At 55.0% G+C, this 19,734-nt stretch carries 10 protein-coding genes; 1 reads left to right on the top strand and 9 read right to left on the bottom strand.

Annotation, left to right across the window (positions count from 1 at the left end):
- Window positions 1–31: 31 nt before the first annotated feature.
- Window positions 32–2,716, top strand: coding sequence for a TrlF family AAA-like ATPase (locus tag BPRO_RS25190; protein WP_011485888.1), 2,685 nt, complete (start codon window positions 32–34; stop codon window positions 2,714–2,716).
- A 137-nt stretch (window positions 2,717–2,853) separates the two neighbouring features.
- On the opposite strand, the gene brxL is transcribed toward BPRO_RS25190, so the two are convergent.
- The 9 genes from brxL to BPRO_RS29885 form a co-directional block, all read right to left on the bottom strand.
- Window positions 2,854–4,914, bottom strand: coding sequence for a protease Lon-related BREX system protein BrxL (gene brxL / locus BPRO_RS25185; RefSeq protein ID WP_011485887.1), 2,061 nt, complete (start codon window positions 4,912–4,914; stop codon window positions 2,854–2,856).
- A gap of 8 nt (window positions 4,915–4,922) precedes the next feature.
- Window positions 4,923–7,529, bottom strand: coding sequence for a BREX-1 system phosphatase PglZ type A (pglZ, locus tag BPRO_RS25180; RefSeq protein ID WP_011485886.1), 2,607 nt, complete (start codon window positions 7,527–7,529; stop codon window positions 4,923–4,925).
- A gap of 18 nt (window positions 7,530–7,547) precedes the next feature.
- Window positions 7,548–7,715: a DUF1810 family protein gene (locus tag BPRO_RS30985; protein WP_369794726.1), complete on the bottom strand. Its 168-nt coding sequence runs from the start codon at window positions 7,713–7,715 to the stop codon at window positions 7,548–7,550.
- A 34-nt stretch (window positions 7,716–7,749) separates the two neighbouring features.
- Window positions 7,750–9,300, bottom strand: coding sequence for a hypothetical protein (locus tag BPRO_RS25175; protein WP_011485885.1), 1,551 nt, complete (start codon window positions 9,298–9,300; stop codon window positions 7,750–7,752).
- A gap of 1 nt (window position 9,301) precedes the next feature.
- A complete protein-coding gene (locus tag BPRO_RS25170) occupies window positions 9,302–14,164 on the bottom strand; it encodes an AAA domain-containing protein (protein WP_011485884.1) in 4,863 nt (1,620 codons plus the stop codon).
- 218 nt (window positions 14,165–14,382) lie between these two features.
- On the bottom strand, window positions 14,383–15,153 hold the full coding sequence (locus tag BPRO_RS28195; protein WP_011485883.1) for a hypothetical protein: 771 nt from the start codon (window positions 15,151–15,153) through the stop codon (window positions 14,383–14,385).
- The gene (gene pglX, locus BPRO_RS25160) at window positions 15,146–18,688 is read right to left on the bottom strand and encodes a BREX-1 system adenine-specific DNA-methyltransferase PglX (protein WP_011485882.1); all 3,543 of its coding nucleotides are present in this window, start codon (window positions 18,686–18,688) and stop codon (window positions 15,146–15,148) included. The genes BPRO_RS28195 and pglX overlap by 8 nt, the downstream gene beginning before the upstream one ends.
- A 100-nt stretch (window positions 18,689–18,788) precedes the next feature.
- The gene (locus tag BPRO_RS25155; protein WP_011485881.1) at window positions 18,789–19,259 is read right to left on the bottom strand and encodes an RES family NAD+ phosphorylase; all 471 of its coding nucleotides are present in this window, start codon (window positions 19,257–19,259) and stop codon (window positions 18,789–18,791) included.
- Window positions 19,256–19,732 carry an antitoxin Xre/MbcA/ParS toxin-binding domain-containing protein gene (locus BPRO_RS29885; protein ID WP_232291605.1) on the bottom strand — a complete coding sequence of 159 codons (477 nt, stop codon included), beginning with the start codon at window positions 19,730–19,732 and terminating at the stop codon, window positions 19,256–19,258. The genes BPRO_RS25155 and BPRO_RS29885 overlap by 4 nt, the downstream gene beginning before the upstream one ends.
- Window positions 19,733–19,734: the final 2 nt, after the last annotated feature.

Raw genomic sequence — 19,734 nt, 5'->3', positions numbered from 1 at the left:
CGATTTTCAAATAAACGGAGGATAACCCAGCATGACCGGAAAACTACAAGAATGCCTGACGCAGTCCGACGGGGCCCACTTCTATCGGGGTGACCTCCATATCCACTCCTATCGGGCATCCCATGACGTCAACGACATTGGCATGACGCCACAAGCTATTGTCGATACGGTCGTGCGGGAGAACCTACAGATCATCGCGGTGGCCGATCACAATGAGATCGGCAATGTCCAGGCCACCGTATTGGCGGGAGCGTCAGCCCGCATCCTCGTAATCCCGGCCGTCGAGCTCTCCACGCCCGAAGGGCATCTACTTTGCTATTTCGAGACGGTGGAAGCACTGGCGCAGTTTCATGGCCGACTCAACCTTGCCGATCGTGGGCTTTCTAACAGCCGATGCCGCAACGCCATGTATGCATGCCTCGATCTGGCGAAAGAGTTGGGCGGCTTCTGCGTTCTCGCTCACGTCGACGGCGGCAACGGCCTGGAAACCAATGACCCGGGCGGCTCTCCCCACAAGACGGACATTATTTGTCATGCGGCGCTGCTCGGAATCGAACTCAGCAGCGCCACGTCACCGGTACGATATGCGCCGGATGACAGTGATCAGGTCCGGGCGCATATCGGCAAGCAACGCATTGAGCGGCTGGGCCTTGGTGAGCGCCAGTATCTTGCGCGCATCCTCAGTTCCGACTCTCACACCTTGAACGCCTTGGGGCGCAACGCCAGTCAGGATCGCAAGCTAACCCGCTACAAGATGGCCACTCCGTCCTTTGACGGCTTGCGCCATGCTCTGGAAGAAGGCGACTCCCGCATTCGCCTGGAAGACGAAGTACCCACCGCGACGCCATTCATCCTGGGCGCAACGATTGGCGGCGGCTTTTTGAAGGGCCAGAGCATCCATTTCAGCCGCAATCTGAACTGCATCATCGGCGGGCGAGGAACAGGAAAGTCGACCACATTCGAAGCCGTGCGCTGCCTGACTGGCTCGGAATCAGGGGCAGAGGTCGTCGATTCCGAGGTATGGCCGCATCAACTGCACCTGTTCTGGCAGGATGAAGCCGGCCAGCAACATTCCCTGTCGCGGGCGATCGGCGAAAGCCTGACGAACCTCGACGATCCGCTCGATGGGCCGATCGCATTCGAACTCGACTGTTTCGGACAAGGAGAAGCGGCCCGTGTGCGCGAGCAAGCCAAAGGCGATCCGCTGGCACTGATGAAGTACCTCGATACATTCACGAGAGTCCATGACGCCATTGAGGACGAGCGCGTGGCTCGAAACAACCTTCAGGCACAACGGTTGAAGATCGTCGACGCGGAGAAGAACGTTGCCGCCATCCCGCAGACACAGAGGTCTCTGACGGTGGTACAGCAGCAATTGCAAGCATTCGAAGCGGCAAAGGGCTCGGATGTCATCAAGCTGCAGCGCAGCCTGGCGATGGAAAAATCAAAGAAAGAGCACCTCAACGAGCAACTGGCCGAACTGAAGGATCTCGTAGAGGATGCGACTCTCACCGAGACGGCAACAGCGGTCCGGTCACTCGTTGATTCCGGGGACATCGTCACCGGACGCTCCGAGGCAGCAGAAATCGTCTTGGCGGTAGACGAGTTCTCTGCGAAAGTTAGGCAGGCACAAGACGCTATCGCTTTGGCCTACGCCCAACTTCAAAGCGCGACGACGGGATCCATCGGGCGGTGGACGGCGAACGAACGGCCCATCCGCGACGACATTGAGACTAAGCGTATCGCACTGGAGGCGCAGGGCATCAGGCTCGACATGTCACATGTTGCCAAGCTGACAGCGGAAGAGGCGAAGCAACAGAAATCGCTGACCGCCCTCAAGACCTGGGAGCCACATTTGAAGACCCTGCGAACTCAGTACTCAGCCATGCTTAGCAACCGGTGGCAGGCCCGTCGAAAGGTTGCGTCGCTGCGGCAGGCCTATGCCATCAAGGCGTCGCGTGCGCTCGCGGAAGTGCTATCGGACTTGCAGGTCAAATTGCAGTACGTGGAAAGCGGTTTCGCCGAAGAGGCTGTGGTCATCATCGCAACAGCGCTGAGCTGGCGGACGGTGAACCATCCTAAGTCGCGCTTGATTGTGGAGAAATTGACGGTGCCAGGATTGCTCGACGCGATAGCAAAATCGCAAACGGCACCGCTGACTTCGATCAGAGTGGAGGAAGATGTGCAGCAGTTTTCACTTGCCGAAGCTAAGGAAATCCTCGACAAACTTGGTGATCCATCGGTGCGCGCCGCACTCGAACAGTGCCATGTCGACGATCTCCCCAGGTTGACCGTGACGCGACGCGTCAACGACGGAGCGGGCGTGAGTTACATGCAACGCGACTTCTCCCAGCTCTCGCTTGGTCAACAGCAGTCGGTTCTGCTTGCACTGATCCTTTCGTCCGACAGCAAGCGTCCGCTCATCATCGATCAGCCCGAGGACAACCTTGATAGTGAATTCATCTTCCACACCTTCGTACCGGTGCTGCGTCGCGCGAAAGAACGGCGACAGGTGATCATCGTCACCCACAATGCCAACATCGCGGTGCTCGGTGATGCCGAGCAACTGATCGTTTTCAAGAGCAATAGCGATCACAGCAGGATCGTGGCGCGTGGGTCGATCGACGATACCGCGGCCCGGGACGCGGCGTGCAAGATCCTGGAAGGGGCACGGGAGGCCTTCACTCGGCGTGCCAAAATTTATGGGATAACCTGACAGGGCCTGTTGGCCATGAGGGGGGCGTGTGATCACCCCTTTGAGCGCTACCCGCTTCGACTGACGCAGCAGATCTGGTAGTTCGGCGAAGGCTACCGCTGTATCGACGTGCGCCGAATCTCCACCTCATGGCAATGCTATTCGACCCCAAGTGCCTTGAAGACTGCGTCCACCGGGTCGGAGTAAAACCCGGTCTGGAACTTCGCGAACAACTCCCCTGGTACCGACGGGATGTCCGTCACGCTCGACATGGGTAACAAGATTCGTTTTGCTCCAGCATCGAACGCGACTTGCATGGACTCGGCAAGGTTACGTACCTGAACGATGGTTCCTCCCAGGCTCATGTCGCCCATCACCGCCAACTGCGACTGGACAGGCTTGCCCAGCGCGGCGGAACACAAGGCGATGAAACTGGCCAGAGTGAGTGCCTGCGGGGCGCCACTGTGTTGCAACTCAACCAAATGGGTATGAAAATCGCGCTCGCCCGGCCTAATCGATGCGCTCACGCGGGATGCGTTGGCCTTGAAATAGTCGAACGCCACCCGCACCGCCTCACGCGGAGCCGCGCCCGATACATTCACCTTCCCGGCGCCCGGTATGGACTGGATTTCCAGCCGATAAATACCGGGCATCTCGGCCGATCCCATGCTGATGGTGTGCAGCGAGCCAGGCTGCAGGCGGCCCTCCGGCACCAAAGCGCCGCCCGACTGTTCGGGAACCGTTACGAAGCGCTCGACACTGTCTGCGAGGTCGATGTAGCTAAAGTGAACGTCGTAGAACTCCATGCCACCGATCTTCTTGAGCTGTTCCTTGACCCTGCGGCGCGTCTCCAGCGCGTATTCCAGGCACTTGCGCACCGACTCCTTGGTGTATTCGCCGTTGGGGCAAACCAGCTTGAGCAAGCCGGAGGTCGTCCGGCGCACCGCGATGGTGTCGCGCTGGTTCAGGTTGTTGCCCAGCTTGAACCACTTGTCGATGGCGTCGGCGAAGCTGTACTTGCGCATCTCGCGAAGGTATTCGGCCAGGTAGTCGACGATCAAGCCGTATTGATTAGTGAAGAACTCTGGCCGCATCTTCGGGATTTCCCAACCCGGCACGTAGGCGTGAAAACGATCAAAAAATGCGGAATCAATCATCGCTTCAGGGAACGGAGCGAGCAGGTGTGATGTCTTCACCAGTGACTCCACACTTTGATTGATGTTGCCCACGAACACCATCGCTGCGTTTGCATTGATGGACTCACGACCCCGGCTGAAAGAGCCCGAGGCCATGTAGTCCTTCATGATTTGCACGCCGTCGTGGTCCTTGAAGTTGATGCCGGCCACCTCGTCAAATGCCACCACATCCCACAACCCGACGAGTCCCACCTTGCGTGCGCCCATGTTGTAAAAAAGGTTCGCCACTGTGGTTTGGCCGCCCGACACCAAAATGCTGTTGGGACTGATTTCCTTGTAGATGTGGCTCTTGCCCGTGCCGCGCGGGCCCAGCTCGCAGAAGTTGTAGTTGTTCTCGACCAGCGGGACCATGCGCGCCAGCAGGTGCCATTTGACCCTCTCCTTGAAGCAGCTGGGCTCCATACCGGTTGAGCGGATCAGGGCGTCGATCCACTGTTCGTCGGTGAAAGCCTTGCGTGCTGTGAACAGCTCTTGCATGTCCATATTGGGCATCTGGATCGGCTTGAGCTCGGTCACCGAAAAAGGTGATCCCTTCTGATCTTCTTCAAACTGATATTTCAGCGTGACAATGCACCAGATCCCGCCCACCAACAGCTTCTCGAACTGGCGCACATAGGTGTCTGACACTTCGGCGTTCTTCACCCCCAGGTTTGACAACAATGCTTCGTATACGTCCCGCTTTTCATTGAGCTTCACGGTCACCTTGTCGATCACCTTGTAGGTGCCGCTCTCGCGGATTTTGGATTTGACCTTTTCGGCCTCATCGGGGCGCACGTAATTCTCGGCCAGGATGCGCTTGACGCCCTGCATTCCGTTCTGGATGGTGGCGTCATCATTGCTCGCGCAATACATGCCGAGCAGGTACTCCAGCACATAGACCGGAACGTTGGCCCCTTCCTTGATCAGCTTGGTCAGATCCTTGCGCACCACCTTGCCGCCAAAGTGGGTGTTGAGCAAATCGTCCAGGCTAATGTCGGCCAAAGACTCGGTCTGGGTGTCAGGGGTTGTCAGGGCTTGCGTCATGTACAGTCTCAAAAATCGTTGCCAAAAGCCAGGTTCACCTTGATCGGCAGGCGCAGCACTTCCACCTTGGTGATGGCATCGCGCATGATCAGGTCATAACGCTTGTGTGGGTCATGCGCGCCGGCCAGCACGGTCAGGAACACCGAACGCTTGCGTTCGTCCAGCAACTGTGAGGTGCTGTCGAAGGTCAAGGACTGCTCGTTGCTGATCGGCTTGTCACCGTCGCGCAGCGACACCACCACCGAGCGCGGCAACACCCGCTCCGACACCGCATCGGTCTGGATGAACTCAAAACGCTGCGTGCTCGTCACCACTTTGTTCGAAGCCCCCAGCAGGCTGATGCTGACAAACCGGGTCTTGGCATGGTCGGCCTCGCTCTCGCGCACGGTGATGAGGGGCACCACAATCTCCTGTGGCATCGCGCTGCCGTGCACAAAGCGGGCGCCGCCCGCAAAGTGGAAGCGGCTCGCCCCCTTGGGCACCCAGAAGTCGACGCTGCCCTCCGGCGTGGTGCCCGCCGTTGTGGCCGTGTTGCCCGACCAGGCTTTCGGGGTTGCCCCCAGGCCCCGGCCGATCAGGTAGCGCTTCTTCGCCTTCAATGTTCCGGCGGGCTTGTCATCCAGGGTGGATTTATCAGACTCATCAAGCGCCGATTCCTGGTACATGAAGCCGTGGTCCGCCGTCACCAGCACGGTCGAACCATTGAGCCCATTGATGATGAAGCCCAGCAACTGCGACAAATCCTGCACGGTTTGCGCCGCGGCCTCAAAGGTTTTGGTCTCTGACGCCTGCTTGTCACCGATCATGTCGATGCGGTCATGGTAGATGTAGATCAAGCGTTGGTCGCGCACCAGCTCCCTGCCCTTGTCCTTGCCAAGGGCCATCAGGTCTTCCACCTTGATCGCAAGGCCGCCGAAGGGCTCGAGGTGCTCGCTGCGCTGGTCCAACGTGGCCACCGCGTGGCCGTCGGCAAATACATCCAGATTCGCGTTGTCCTTGTACGCCAGCGTCTGATGCGGTAGCAGCGAGGCCATGCCGAGCGCGGTGTAGCTGGGGAGCACGCCCAGCATGCTACCCAACGATGCCTTGAATCGGCTCTTGCTGTTGGTGTGCTGCACCAGCTCGTGAGCGACCTCAAACCTAAAAGCGTCTGAGATCACCACGAACACCCGCTTGACACCCGCCTCGTAGAGCGGCAGCACCTCGCGCGCAAAGAATTCTTGCTGCGGGGTCACCCCGGCCACGGTCCAGCGCTTTAGCAAACCCTGCGGCCCCTCCACCACCTTGGCCCAAGCCGTGCTCAGCTGCGGGATAAACCAGCCCGAATACACCCCCTCAATCGTCTCGCGCAATTCGTGGAGCACTGCCCAGCCGGTGGGCTCAACTGCATCTTCCGCCGTGTGAAAGTGCCGGTAAAGCTGGTCAAAACGGAACAGCGCATCGCGGTAGTGGGCAAACGCGGCGCCTGCATCGGTAAAGCTGAAGCCAGCCGCATGCTCCGCCTTCAGGCTGAAAAAATCGGCGGCAGCGGTCAGCGCATCGTAACAAGCGGCGAGGGCCCGGGTACGCTCGTTTGCACTGGCGAGCAACGGGTTGGCCCAATGTCCGTCACGGCGGCGGGCAATCAGGGCACGCACCACTTCCATGTTCGCGCCGGCACCAGCAACGATGCGCTGCTTCAAGTCTTGCACCACCCGCAGTTCAATGTCTTCAAAGGTCATGCACTCGACCAGTTGCTCTGCAGACTGGCCCGACAGCAGACTGATCAAATCCACATCATTGGCGACCGCATGCGCCAGCGCGTTGTAACTACCGAAGTGCGCGAGGTCAGACCGCCAGCGTGCCACAAAGACGGACGCGTTCGCCGCCAGCGTTCGGTCGGATAGAACAAAATGCGCCAGCTGACGCGGAGCATCCCCGTCAAGACCCCTGCAAAAGTCCGTCACCAGAATGCGCAATAGCAAATCCCGCAGGCTGGGGGTTACATCGGAATAACCGAGTTGCATCTGCACCAATTCCCAGAACGCCGGAGTCAAATCGTTGGCCACAATGTCTTGCCAGGCCTTGGGCTGAGCCGATAAATCGGCCACGCCGTCCACCACTACGGCGGCATAGAGGCGCTGCAAGATGGCGAACAACTCTGGTTGGTCGGCCCGAGTCAGCACCGCCAGCATCTTGCGGTCCAGGTCTGCTGCGTTGTCACCCGGCAGCACCAGGCGCTTAAGGCGGTCGACCCGGTCTTTGGCGCGCAGGAACTTGGCGCGCTCTTTCAGGTGCTGCCGCAACCCTTGCGTGGTCAAGCCCAAGTCTTCCAACAGGATGGAGGTGGAATCAGCGCGGAACGACTTGCTGCGCATGCGCACGTCCAGCAGCCAGTCATTCGTTGGTTCCGGCTCGGGCTTGGCGCTATAAATCAGCCACCGCTGCTCGGGGGCGCGCTCAATGTCGAGCTTCACCCGCAGCGCGGGGGTTTCGTCCAAGCGAACCAATCGCACGCCGTCGAGCTGCAAGCCATCCACAGCAGAGGCGAATTCGGCCTCCACGTCGTGCCAAAACACAACTGAGTGGGTATTAAAGAGGGTGCCTAAGCTCTCAAGTAGACGCTGTTGGCTCATTAATTTCGTTTCCCAATTTCATTGAAGTAAGACCTCATTTTCGCCATACGAGTGCCCCACTTGGCGCCTCTTCGCGGGAAGCAAAGCCGTAGTGCTTTGCAATGAGCTGCTGACCAATTCCCTTAGCCAAGGGAAAATAAACCACATCCAATGGCTTGTATTGTGCCCATGGCGATTCGAATCAATGCACCGGTATCTGCCTATTTAGAAGATTCATTCTCTAACCCTCAACCTCGGCAAAAGCATCCAAATATAAGAATTCGGAAGCTAGAACATCGTTGAGCATCAAACGGTTACCGTCCCCGTCATCGGCATTTCCCCAGAAAGCTCGGTAAAGCTTAGAGGAGCAAACCTTTCGCAAGAAAACCAATGATTTAGCCAGCTTGTTTTTGTGCTCCGAAATAAATCCAATCGGCACACTCAGAAAGTCCGAGGCGGGCGACTTCCACTGATACATAGCTGCAACGTGCACACCGGGCAGTATCAGAAGCTCAAATCTTGCGGACATTACAGGTGAGGGCCCCAAGAGAACGTCGTTGAAACCAGCACTCAGAAGCAGGCGCGCTTTACTCAACAATGAATCTCTACGGTCAGATTGGGCAGCATTGCATACCGCAACGATATCGATAGGTTCGCCCCATTCCTTCTCAATGAGCTTAGAGACAGCAAAAACTGCCTCTTTCATCATCTCGGTTCGCCCCCACAGCTCGCTTTCGGGAATCACCCAGAACATCTCAACAGGGAACGGGGTCTCTGGCTCTTTGGTGTTCAAAAAGTGCCGTAGAGCCTTTTCAAGCCCCATTAGGAGCTTCTGAAGGTTTTTGGGCATATACAACGCGCCAAGCACCGCCTGACTTTTCCCAGTGTCATAGATCTCACCGTTGCCCTCAGCATGAACCTCTTTAACATATGTTGAGAACAGAAATTTGTTGTGCACCGAGGGTTTGAGCGACATAGTGCCAACTTTTGACGCACCTGATTGCGTGACCTCACGCATGTATCGTCTTAAGACAGTGTCATCGAAGACCGCTGGAAATTCAGGAAAGAAGTCCGGATGCGCAACCATCTTCCCAACTCTGTCTGCAGTCAACTGCGTCAGCTTTGACTTGAGGTCGTCTGGCAATAAGGAGTTATCTTCGAGCTGGTAGTCAATACTTCCATCGAAGTCGATGTAAAAGTCCATCGGAATAGGGACATTGAAGCGCTTTCCAGAGGAGATTTCTTCAATTTTGTAGACGCTGTAAGCCCTTTTATCTTCGTCGTCCTTGTCAAGCCTTTCAATGTCATGGAAATGCCTGTGGAACGCTTCGGAAGCCTGGTCTAGCGTGTGAGCAGAGCCGTTTTCTGCAGCCTCCCAGTTCAGCTCCAAAGTATTGTCCCAATACCCACCATTGCGAGCCCGCTTTAATGGCGAAAAAGTCAATAAATTGAAGACCGGATGGCTTTGGCGCTCCACGATTTTGGTGAACCTTGGAACCCCATCATGGGAGGCAACGAATCGAGCCAAGGCGTAGGTTGTAAGGGATAAAACACCCTCAAAGTCTTGAACCAACCCTTCGGACTTGAGGACTTCAACAAGCTCATTTGCATCATGCCCGGCAAGCCCAAAGTACTCTCTGAATACCTCGAATTCAATTTTCTCCGCCAAGTGAATGAGTCGAACTGCGAATTCCGTCATTACTGGAACTTGTCGCTCCACCGATACGTGACAACGCACGTAGTACTGTTGCGCTGGGACACCGAGAGCTACTGAGTTAAATTTCTCAAGCATTTCAAACCCCTCCTTTCAAAGCACGGGATTGGACCAGTTGAGCTTGGCCATCCTTAGACATTAACATCACTTCATCCAAAACCTTCTTCAGAGGAGTTCCCGCACGTCCAGACCACATCGTCGTTGAGCCGACCACAATCAATCGGTCCTGGGCTCGGGACAGTGCAACGTTGATGCGCTCCGGCTCAGACAAGAATCCGACCACGCTTGAGGTGTCATTTCTGACAACTGACAAAATGATGATGCAGTTCTCTTTTCCCTGATAGCTATCAACCGTGCCAACAGTAAATAGGTCCCTAATATCTCCCGCCCAGTCCGCTTGGTCCAACTTACGTCGTATCAAATCCCTTTGGGCTGCGTACATCGTGATGATTCCGATTGGCGCAGAGTCAGACTGATGTACCTTGATTCGAATCGCTTCAACGAATTCTTTAGACATTGCGATTTCGCGCACAACCGAGACGACGATATTTGCTTCAACTTCGTTTACCAGCGCACCGTAGCCCCCTGGAAGCTCCTTGTGGAAACTAGCTCGACCCTGGTCGGCGGTGTCAATCCAGACAACCTCCTTGGCCAGATACTCTGGAAGCTTCTCATATGCTGCGATTGGAGCCTCCCTATCAACCGTCAGAGCGCCCTCATAGAAGCAGTTTGAGACCACTCTATTTATCGAACTTGCCATTCGATACTGCTTCAAAAGCGTCCGCCCAACTGACCGTCCATATTCGGAAGAAAACGCCCTTTGAAAGTTGTTGATCTTTCTGAAGTCAGCCCTACCAATTCCCAAAAGTTGTGAAGTTTTCTCTTCCACAGCCTTCGGGTACATCGGAGGTAGTTGCAGATGGTCACCAACTAAAAGCACGCGCCTACCTGCCTGCATGGCCACCACAAGTTCCATTGGGGACGCCCTGGCAGCCTCGTCAACAATGACCCAGTCGTACACATGGTCGACAATTCCCAGCATGTGCTTCCCAACCCCTACGCACGTTCCTGCAACGACTCGTGCAGTCCGAGACAAGAACGACGTGAAATTCGAATGAGGGCTACGCAGCACATCTGAGAACTCTTTTGAAAGCCAAAAGAGGCGTTCGAGCTTTTGGCACTTTTCGGGACTTGGCGAGCCGTTTGTGGCCGCTACCTTGCTCAAAAATCCTTCCATGGCATCACGCAGGTTGGACTCCGTGCTCACCTCAAGGTCAAACCGTGAACTGGCTATCTCGCAAAATCGCTCTTTGAGCCTTCTAATCTGAGCGCTCCGCATACCTTCATCGGCGTCTCTGTTTGGGTTATCGGCCTGTTGCAAAAACTCAATGCGACTGAGCAACTGCCCCAAGGTCATGAATACATCACTTGCATCGTTCACATACGCACTAGGCAAGCCAAGTTGGTAGCCAACTGTCCTTATTCGCTCTCGAATCTCGGCGTCAAATTTCTCACGGTAGATTTGCCGCCTTGCATCCTCGTGCACTGACCGCAGCTTTTTCGAAACCATGGTTGCCGAGCCAACGCGCACCATCGACAGGCCAACTTCGTTCGATGCCGCTAGGTCAGATACCTTTTCAAGTGCATTGTTCACAGCCTCGTGAGACTGACTCACAAGCAAGATGTTCTTTGCAAGTCCTCTGCTTAATGCCAAGTGCACGAACGACGAAATGAATTTTGTCTTTCCTGTTCCAGGAGGCCCCTGCAGCAGAGAAATCGGCCCATTCTTGAAACTCTGAAGCAGTGCGTCCCTTTGCTGGTCGTTCAAACCAAGGCTGTCAATTAAATTCAATGCAGCCATTGGAAACTGGTATGGCTGAACCGATAGATGTGGGTCAAAGTATTCTTGTATCTTCGGAATTGAAGCGCCACCACCCAAGACACGTCTCATGGCGGCCACCCTTCGCTCCGAAGCGCTGGTCTCAAACGAACCTCTCACAAAGAACGTTTTGCCCTCGGTAATCTTGAGGCGATTGCTGGTCGGCAATACGCGCAAAACATCCTTACCGATATCCGGAGAAATCAGTCCAACACGGAACCAAGCTTCCGTCCCTTTCATCGGGTCGGTTCCGCGTTCATGTAGCTCAATCTTTTCACCTTCTGAAAAATCGAGGACCCCTTCTTCAAGTTCGTATGGGACCAGCCATGAATACTTCTCATGGGGTACTTTTTGAACACCCGCCCGAACAGTAATTCTTGTGGCATTCAGCTCATCCGACTCTGCCAATGCCTGCCAAAGCGCCTTCGCCGAAATCCGAGTTTCGCCTGCATCATGCGCCTCCAGGACGTCATATGGGCTTTTAGCCTCTACCCCCGCAGGGAGGCTTTCTTCTAAGTCATTGTCATCTCTTGTAGACCGGTATCTCGAGTAAAGCAGTTCAACTAGCTCAGACGCGTCGGACACTGCAGCGAAATCAATCCCAATTTGGGCATGCAGCCGAAATGCCGAGCGCCGAGCGTTGGACACGTAGAGGTCGTGTCCAATTTCCTTCAGAGAAATTTCAATTACACGCTCATCCTGTAGGTCGTATTTAATGATGACCTGTTCTCGCAAGCCGGTCACAAAGAAGATAACTCGCCTTTCCGCTGGCACTGGCTGAACACCAACGGGAAAGCTTCCGTTATCACCTTCCAGTTCATGAAATCGCCCCTGTTCGGACTTGGTTCGCCAAACGCTGATTACAAAGGCCGGGTGAATGTTTTTTGGTGGGTGCAGCTCCTTCTGCAAAGTTTCCGCCAGAAGGTCAATGGGAATGTTGACTTCCGTGAGTTCCTTTGCCCGACTGGCCTCAGAAAACGTCGCAGGGAAATCCACATCAGATAGAAGCTTAAGTGTCAGCGACACCGTAAGGTATAGGTCCCTCTGTAGAGCCGAGCCGCCTTCCAGATGAGGAGGCAGGTCATCAACAGTTACGCAGCTATCACCGTCAGCCGTAAGGTCAAGGACATCCAGAAGTACAACGTGAACTTCCCCATCTTCCGAAAGCGACACTGCAATGTTTGCCCCCTTGATATCGCCATGCGTGATTCCTAGTGCGTGAAGGCGGCGAACCGAATTCAGCAACGACAGCGCCACTTCGGCGCGTTCCTTGTGTGAGGAGCATCGCTCGAACCACTCATTGAACCCTTCACCCGGCGCCCATTTGGTAACCAATATCAGTCCAAAAGGACTAACTCCAAAGTCGACAACTTCAGGGGCGGCGTTAAAGGCTGATTGCCTGAGCGAGCGAGCTGTCTGGAGAAATTCTAGAAGTTTGCGATTCCGACTTGGATGTTTTACGTCAAATCTCAAGTTGGGCCAGCACTTCACTAATACCTTTTGGCCGTTCTTTTCCGAGATGTAGACATTTTTATCAGGTAATGAGGAAAGGATTTCCTTCGGGAGCAATGTCATCGGACTTGCATCAGTCTTGTAAACACTGATGTCTACGTCCGCAACACTGGCTTCAACGTCTGTTGCAAGCGCAGTGTTCAACGCATCAAGTGCTTCAGAGGCAGATTGATAGCGCTTCTCCGGGTCCCAATTGATGCTTGTCTGAAACCAGTCATTCAGCATCGGGGACTTGAGGGCATTTTTCTCCTCATACAAGGGCACATTATCCAAGTTCTCCAGCCTGGTCCCTTCAAGGATTTCAAACGACAGAACGCCGAGCAGAAAGACGTCGCGGGCAAAGGCTGAATGCGCGGCCGTCTTGCCCTCATTGGCATCGTCCTCGGGAAGGCGAATTGACCCACTCTCCAGTTCCACCCGATTAACGCCCACGGTGCGTCCTTCTGGAATTCTGGCCGCAGCAAAACTTGACAAGATGATTCGCGAGGGTTCAACAACCCAAAGAGTTTTTGTTGTAATGTCCCTGTGAGCAATCCCTACTGAGTGAAGTTTTGCGAATCTTGCAAGCACGCTCTTTACCAATGAACGTCTCTCGTCATCATCCATGTCAGACTTCCTGGCGATGAGTTCAGCAAGGCGTTCGACCTGTGCAGGTAATCGATAAGCTTCCACGAAATTAGTTGTCACATCTTCCGGCGAGGCTGACCCTACCGGTTCGAGCAAATCAACATGCAACTCTGGAAGCTCCGTCCGAAGCATCTCATTCAGTCGAAGTTCCCGAAGTCCAATGGAAGCTCGTTCCGCGGCAGTGGAGTTGCCCCCCGCTAAGTTGGAAAAGTTCCACTTCCTAATAAGAGCCTTGGACCGGCGATTTTCACCATGTTCCGCCCGAAACTCAGACCAAATGATTCTGGGGTGAACGTAGTCGGCAAGGCTGCTAACCTGCAAAAATCCTTGGTACTCAGTCCTTCGCTCGAGGATTTGGGGGTTGCTCAGCGAAAAAAATCGCTCATATTTATTTCTGTCTGGAATTGGATTGGCTGAAGGATATTGCCAAGTAAGAGGTTTCTCAGGAAACTTCTTGCGGTACTCGTCAGCCCTCCCAAGGTTCTTTACAAAATCAGGAAGACTCATAACAAAACGCCGCTCTTCGTCAGGGAAGTTTTTGAGGCGACATGTGGGATGACAGAGCACAACCAGCGACTCAATGAACGGGATGTAGGTATTAGAGAGTTTTGCTTTTAGACACTGCTCTAACACCTTTGCCGTTTGTCTAGTCTTGTCGACCGGCGATTTGACGAAATTTCCTTTGTGCATCCACTGCCGATTGGAGTACTCAATTTCGTCTCGCCAATTCTTCAGCTCAACTAGAAAAATTCTGTTGGTTGTAAATATTACGAGGTCCAAATCACGGGGGTCAGTGGAGCCACGCTGCAATAGCTGGAATCCAGCAAAACCGAACCAATTTGCAGGCAACCCTTTTTCAATCTCTCTGAAGGCCCCCTGCTCAACATCCAAAACACCTTCAGCGCACAGGTAAGTAATTTTCATTATTCATGTCTCTATGTTGCACAGCCCACTTGAGCTAGTTCGGTATTTGAATTGGTTCGCATACACAAATTGACTTTTTCTCTATTTGAATATGCGATTTTCCCTTTGATGGCGAGTTCAGGCGGGCCCTTGATTACGCCCTCGGCTAAAAAGTAGAAGGTGCATTAATACGAAGAGTCGATGAAATAGGTAGTCGTTCTGCTCCGGCAGCGAAATGCTCACCTTGTCAGTCTCAAAGTGACGGATTTGGAACGAGTTGCCGATTTCGGTAAGTGCCTCGCCTCAGCGTCCAGTCGAGCACGGAACATTGGCTCTCGAGAACATTGTTCCAACAGGCGGGCGACGGACATACGCTTATCACCTTGAACCTCAATAGATTTCAGACGCTCCCATGCATCCCAAAGCTTTTCAATTCCTTCGGCTCGCGACTTGGGTGCAGCATCCTGGAATTTCTTGCATGCATCGTGCAAAAGTGCATCAAGAATGTGGTTTCCGCTCGGCGGCAATGTTCCCATTGCCTCAAATAACACAGGCGACAATGGGCGGGATTCTGTGAGTCTCGCGATGTCGCGCATCAACGGATTCAGCAGTTTTGTCGCGAAATCATCGACATGCCTTGCCACGTCGCGCCCGGTGTACATGAAGTTGTGGACGAAATCCAGAAAACGGACCGTCTTGTTTAATATGGCACGACAGAGCGCAACTTGCATTGCAACACGTTCCGAACGGCTTGGAGGCCATTCGAGGGTGCCCGAGCCGACCATTGACCCAATTGTGTTCTGGGCCTTTGCAAGCCACCCATCAAAGTCCGGTACGGGAAGCACGGCCTTTAAAAAACCAGCTAAGGGCTCCTCGTCAAGGTGATGAACAAAGCGCTGGAGCACACTTTCGCTGGATTGAAATGATGTATCGCGGAAATCGGAAACCGTTTCATCAAGGTCGCGCAGAGATGGCTCAAGAATTGATGCGAGCGATGTCATCTCAGTCATCCCCTGCTCCTCCTGTGACGGCCTTCACCTCAGCCAGCAAATTCCCAAACTTGCCGTAGTTCACCTTCACACCGTCATCCAGGTCGAGTGTGATGCGCATGTCGGCGTGATGGCGCAATTGTTCGTCGTAGGCCAGGAGCTCGACGTGTTTCTTTTTGAGCTTATCGACTTCCTTGGCCAGTTTGTTGCGGGCTGCAGTGCTGGAGGCGGTTGTGGCGTCTTTTTGCAGCATGTCGATGCGGGACTGGATTTTGCCGGTGAGAGGCACGACGTGTTCGGCGCGCAGGCGGGCTAGCGTGCCTTCGTGGTAACGGTGCAGATAGACCAAGGCCTGGAAGGCGCCTTGTTTGCCGCTGCTGAAGAGCCAGTAGATGGGGCGCTTTTTGTAGGTTTGCAGGTGGTCTTTGTAGAACTTGTCGGCCAGGTAGCGTCGGATAGTCTCGTCCGTCGTTTCGCTGGCCTTGGAGCCCAGGCTTTCTGCCAGCCAGGCCATGTTTTCTTCCAGGGTGTCTGGCCCCCAGACGGCGAGCAGGAATTCGCGGATGCGGCTGGCGGCATCGTCTTCGAACCAGAGTTCGTCAGTGAGCGGCACGATACCGTCGGCATCAGCGGGGAATGTGCCATAGCGGCTGGCGTCGAAGCCGATGTTTCCGGCGTGGGCGTAAATCAAGCCTGGCGCGCCCAGACTATAGCGGCCCATCATGCAGCCGATGGCGTAGGAAATCAGACGCTGGCAATCCTTCTCGCGGTCGGCGCGGGCCAGGGTGATCTGGGATTCGGGGACTTCGGGAGAGAGTTCACCGCGGAGTCCATATGCTTCGATCAGCGTGCTGTTGATCGTTTCCTCAAGCTGCCTTGTTCGAGAAATACTGCTTGCGATAGCCTTGAAGTGGGCTGCAAAGGCGCTACTTAGACTTTTCTCCTGTTCGCCATGCCTCAATAACTGCGGCATCGAGAAATCAAAGGACCGCTCCTCAGAATTCCAGTCTTCCAACGCACTATTGATCAACTCCGTCGCTTCCGATGATATTTCAGGGAACGATGGGCAAACAGGTATTGATTTTATATCGATGGTATTTATCGACATTGTCTGATTCACGAGAGAGATCAGTTTTTGGCCGACAGTGGAGTTTAGCAATGCAAGCATTGAGACAATGTTTTCGTCTCGCTCAAAAAATAGAGCCAACCCCTTCGTATCAAAGGTTGTATCACACGGCAGATACCTGAAACCAACACCACTTGTTGCGATTACTGTCCAGGTTAATCCAGGGAGGTACCAAAACTCTTCGCTAATAATGCGAGATGAATTGTTGAAACGATAGTGCTTTCGCGCCGCTTCACTCCAATTGCATACGTAGTCTAAATTTCCGGCCCACCTTCGATAATCGCCGCCTTTGGCGTAAATGATCCACTTCCTCCCTTTTCCAACAGTTTCGGCACTGACTTCCCAAACAAGTCTCAAGAACCGCTCGTTATCAGCTGTAACATTTTTTCCCTCACCCTTCGTCAGTTCACCCAATTTCGTGAAGCTAAATGCCTTCAATAGACCAGGGGCGATTGTGTAGGAGAGTGGACTGCCCGGCATCTTTCTAAAATCATCGGGAAATACATCGTAAACAATTTCAGAATCTCTATTAAGCAGGATCTCACTCTTGTCTGAGGACTGCGGCGCAGAATTGAGATCCACATACCTGCCAAGCAAGCCGTCCACTTTGCTCGCCAAAAATGAAAAGGCGCAGGCTTGGGCAACCTTCGAATTCATTTCTGGGAAGCTGTTGTATCCGATCTGGATGAGACTGGTAATAGATCGCTCATCAAGTAGCTTCTCCCGAAAAGTGGCAAAGGAAGAAAGAAACATCCAGCCTTGCATGGTAACCATGCTATTGATTCCGGTCGCCTTGCAAAGTTGAAATCCCCGTTCCATAAAGACGGAGTAGAGATCTAGTTTGCTGGACGGGAACTCAGCAGACATAAAGTCTGTGACGGAGCGAGGCAAGCCCCTGCCACCCATATAAGGCGGATTCGCCACCACCGCATCAAACTGCCTCGCCAGCACTTGCGCCTGCTGCACCAGCGGCAGCAAATCATCCGAAGCCGCATTGGCATACATGTCCCCGCTCTGTTTCACCAAGGCCAGCACCTCCGGCAACACCGCTAAATGCTTCTTGAGCGCATAGGGAATTTGGATCAGCGAGCCAAAGGTTTTGGCGTGCTCAAAGGTTTCCACCAGCGCGGTGATGGTGGCGCGCTGCACCTTGAACGGGGCCAGGTGGGTGGCGAGCTCGTCCACGCTCAGGCCTTTGCTCTCTTGCAGGCTCAGCACATTGAGCTTGGGCGGCTGCAGGTTGCCGGCATCGTCCGTGGCGGTGAACAGGCGGCGGTCGTCGGCACGGGCTTTCATCAGCAAGGCAAAACCGGCCATTTGGGCAGCGCGGTCGTCAATGTCCAGGCCGTAAAGGTTCTTTTCCAGTATCAGGCGCGGGATGGCTCTGGGTTGGTAGCCGCGCTCCAGGTAGATGGCCTTGAGCACGTCATAGGCCACCACCAGAATGTGGCCGCTGCCACAGGCAGGATCCAGCACGGTAATCGTTTCGGGGTTGAGGGTGTCGTCGTCCTCCCGCACGCGGGTCTGGATGAGGGCATCAAGCTGGGCTTGCACCTGGGGCGTTTGCTCGGCGGGGGTGATGTAGTACGGCCACGCCTGGGCCAGTGTGCTTTGCGGGTTTGCCATGAGCCACAGGCGGCCGACGCTGTTTTGCACCAGGTATTGCACGATCCAGTTGGGCGTGAAGAGCTGGGTGGCGGCGGGGATGTCTTCGCTTTTGACGACCTTGCCAATGACCTGGTCCTTCTTCTCGGAGATGTAGAACTGATACAGCCAGCCAATGATTTCCACCTCGGCCCAGTCTTCTTCCGGAATTTCCTCCACCAGCTTGGCAATGACGGAGTCGCTGCGCAGCAGGTTGTCGGGCAGCAGCAGCTCGGAGTCGTCGTCAATGCGCTCAAACAGAAACGGCATGGCGCGGGACAAGGCGTTGCACTGGGCCACCAGCAACATGCGATACAACTCGCCATCGCGGTTGCCGGCGAGTTGGAGTTCGGTGACTTTGGCTGCGTTCAGGCCTCGGAGGGCGTTGGCGGCATCGCTGTTGGCCAGATCGGTGGCATGGGTGAGGATGTCGGGCAGGCCCCCTGCACTGCTGGACAGCGCCCGGTGGCCGTGGCCCAGATAGTCGTGCAGTTCCATGTACCTGAGCGCTGCAAAGCGGTTGAACCAGGTGTAGGCGATGGCCTCCATCGTCTGGGCAAAGCCGTCTTTCTGGATGCGCTCGATCAGCTGGTCGCGCTGGGCGTGGACCTTGACGGGCCAAGCCTGGCCAGCAATCACGGTGACATCGCCCTGAGTCTGGCTGGGAGCGATTTCGAGTTTGCCACCTTTCTCAGACAGGCCCAGCAGGTTGGCGCGGGCGGTGACGGCGGCGATGAAGTCCTTGCGGGCCTGGGGGGCGTAGGACTTGAGTTTGGTTTTGTTCATGTGTAAAAAGTGGCTCTAGCGCTTATACAACGGACGCCATTAGCTATGTATTTAGTAGCAAATTAGGTGAGGCTGTGTCAGGCTCGAAAGGGCAAGGCACTTATCTGAAAACAGCGCCGTAGGTGACCGCCCGAACTTTTTTGGCTGAAAGCCGGTCAGCCTCCGGGTGCGCCGGGTTGATCAGCGCCACCAACTCTTCTGGAACGATGACGGAGGGAACGCACAGGACCAGACTGTCTTTATCTGTCAGCCACTTGGCCCCGACCTCCACGCTCGTCAGTCCAGCAGGGATAGCCGCCCAGCCCACCGGGAGTTGGTCGGCTGTTATTTCCTGGCGTTGGGCCCACAAGTTGTCTGGCACCTCGATGGCGACCAAAAACTTGTTCAAAGGCAAACCCATTGCATTGACATGCGCAGCCGTCTCCAACATGGCCAATGCCACTGTCGGAGCTGCATAGACCACGGCCTGGCCGGGCCCATTCCAGCGCCCCGGATACTTTGCGGCTCCTTTGCCGCTCAGATCAACAGCTGCAAACTCGCGGGTTTCTGTGGCAATGCGCCAGAGCCTCACAGGTAGGCTCCGCTCTCCATGGCGCCCAACAATTGGTGAACCATCTGCGTGCCCGTCTCGGTATCCAGAAGGTCAGATGGGCGCAGGCCATTGAGCGCCGGCTGGGGTTGTTCGAGCCACTGGCCAAGCCAGTGCGCCGTATCAAAACCCTCTGCCTGCTCACTGGTGCTGTTGTCCACAATGCGCTGCGCCTGGGCGAGCAGCTTGACCATCTTGATGGTGGCCAGCCCCTCACGGCCCGTCAGAGGCGCCTTGGATTTAATCTTGCTGGCTAGTGTGGACCGTGGAAACTTGAAAATCTCCCCCATTCGGGCCGAAGACAACCCCATCTCATCACGCAGATCGTTGAATAGCCGGGCAGGAACGCCTTGCCGCTCGAGCTCCACCAGCGAAAGCGGAGAGGCACGGGAGACGGAGTCTGTAAAAACTCTGATCGCCCCCTTGCCTGGGTGATAAACCAGGGCAGACGGCACTG

It is taken from the genome of Polaromonas sp. JS666, from assembly GCF_000013865.1.
GTDB lineage: Bacteria > Pseudomonadota > Gammaproteobacteria > Burkholderiales > Burkholderiaceae_C > Polaromonas.
Note: the sequence above shows the minus strand (reverse complement) of the source record. Positions and strands in the feature narration are given on the sequence as shown.

Coding starts and splice junctions, on each gene's coding strand:
- BPRO_RS25190 (WP_011485888.1), top strand. CDS start 32: ATGACCGGAAAACTACAAGAATGCCTGACGCAGTCCGACGGGGCCCAC.
- brxL (WP_011485887.1), bottom strand. CDS start 4,914: ATGACGCAAGCCCTGACAACCCCTGACACCCAGACCGAGTCTTTGGCC.
- pglZ (WP_011485886.1), bottom strand. CDS start 7,529: ATGAGCCAACAGCGTCTACTTGAGAGCTTAGGCACCCTCTTTAATACC.
- BPRO_RS25175 (WP_011485885.1), bottom strand. CDS start 9,300: ATGCTTGAGAAATTTAACTCAGTAGCTCTCGGTGTCCCAGCGCAACAG.
- BPRO_RS25170 (WP_011485884.1), bottom strand. CDS start 14,164: ATGAAAATTACTTACCTGTGCGCTGAAGGTGTTTTGGATGTTGAGCAG.
- BPRO_RS28195 (WP_011485883.1), bottom strand. CDS start 15,153: ATGACTGAGATGACATCGCTCGCATCAATTCTTGAGCCATCTCTGCGC.
- pglX (WP_011485882.1), bottom strand. CDS start 18,688: ATGAACAAAACCAAACTCAAGTCCTACGCCCCCCAGGCCCGCAAGGAC.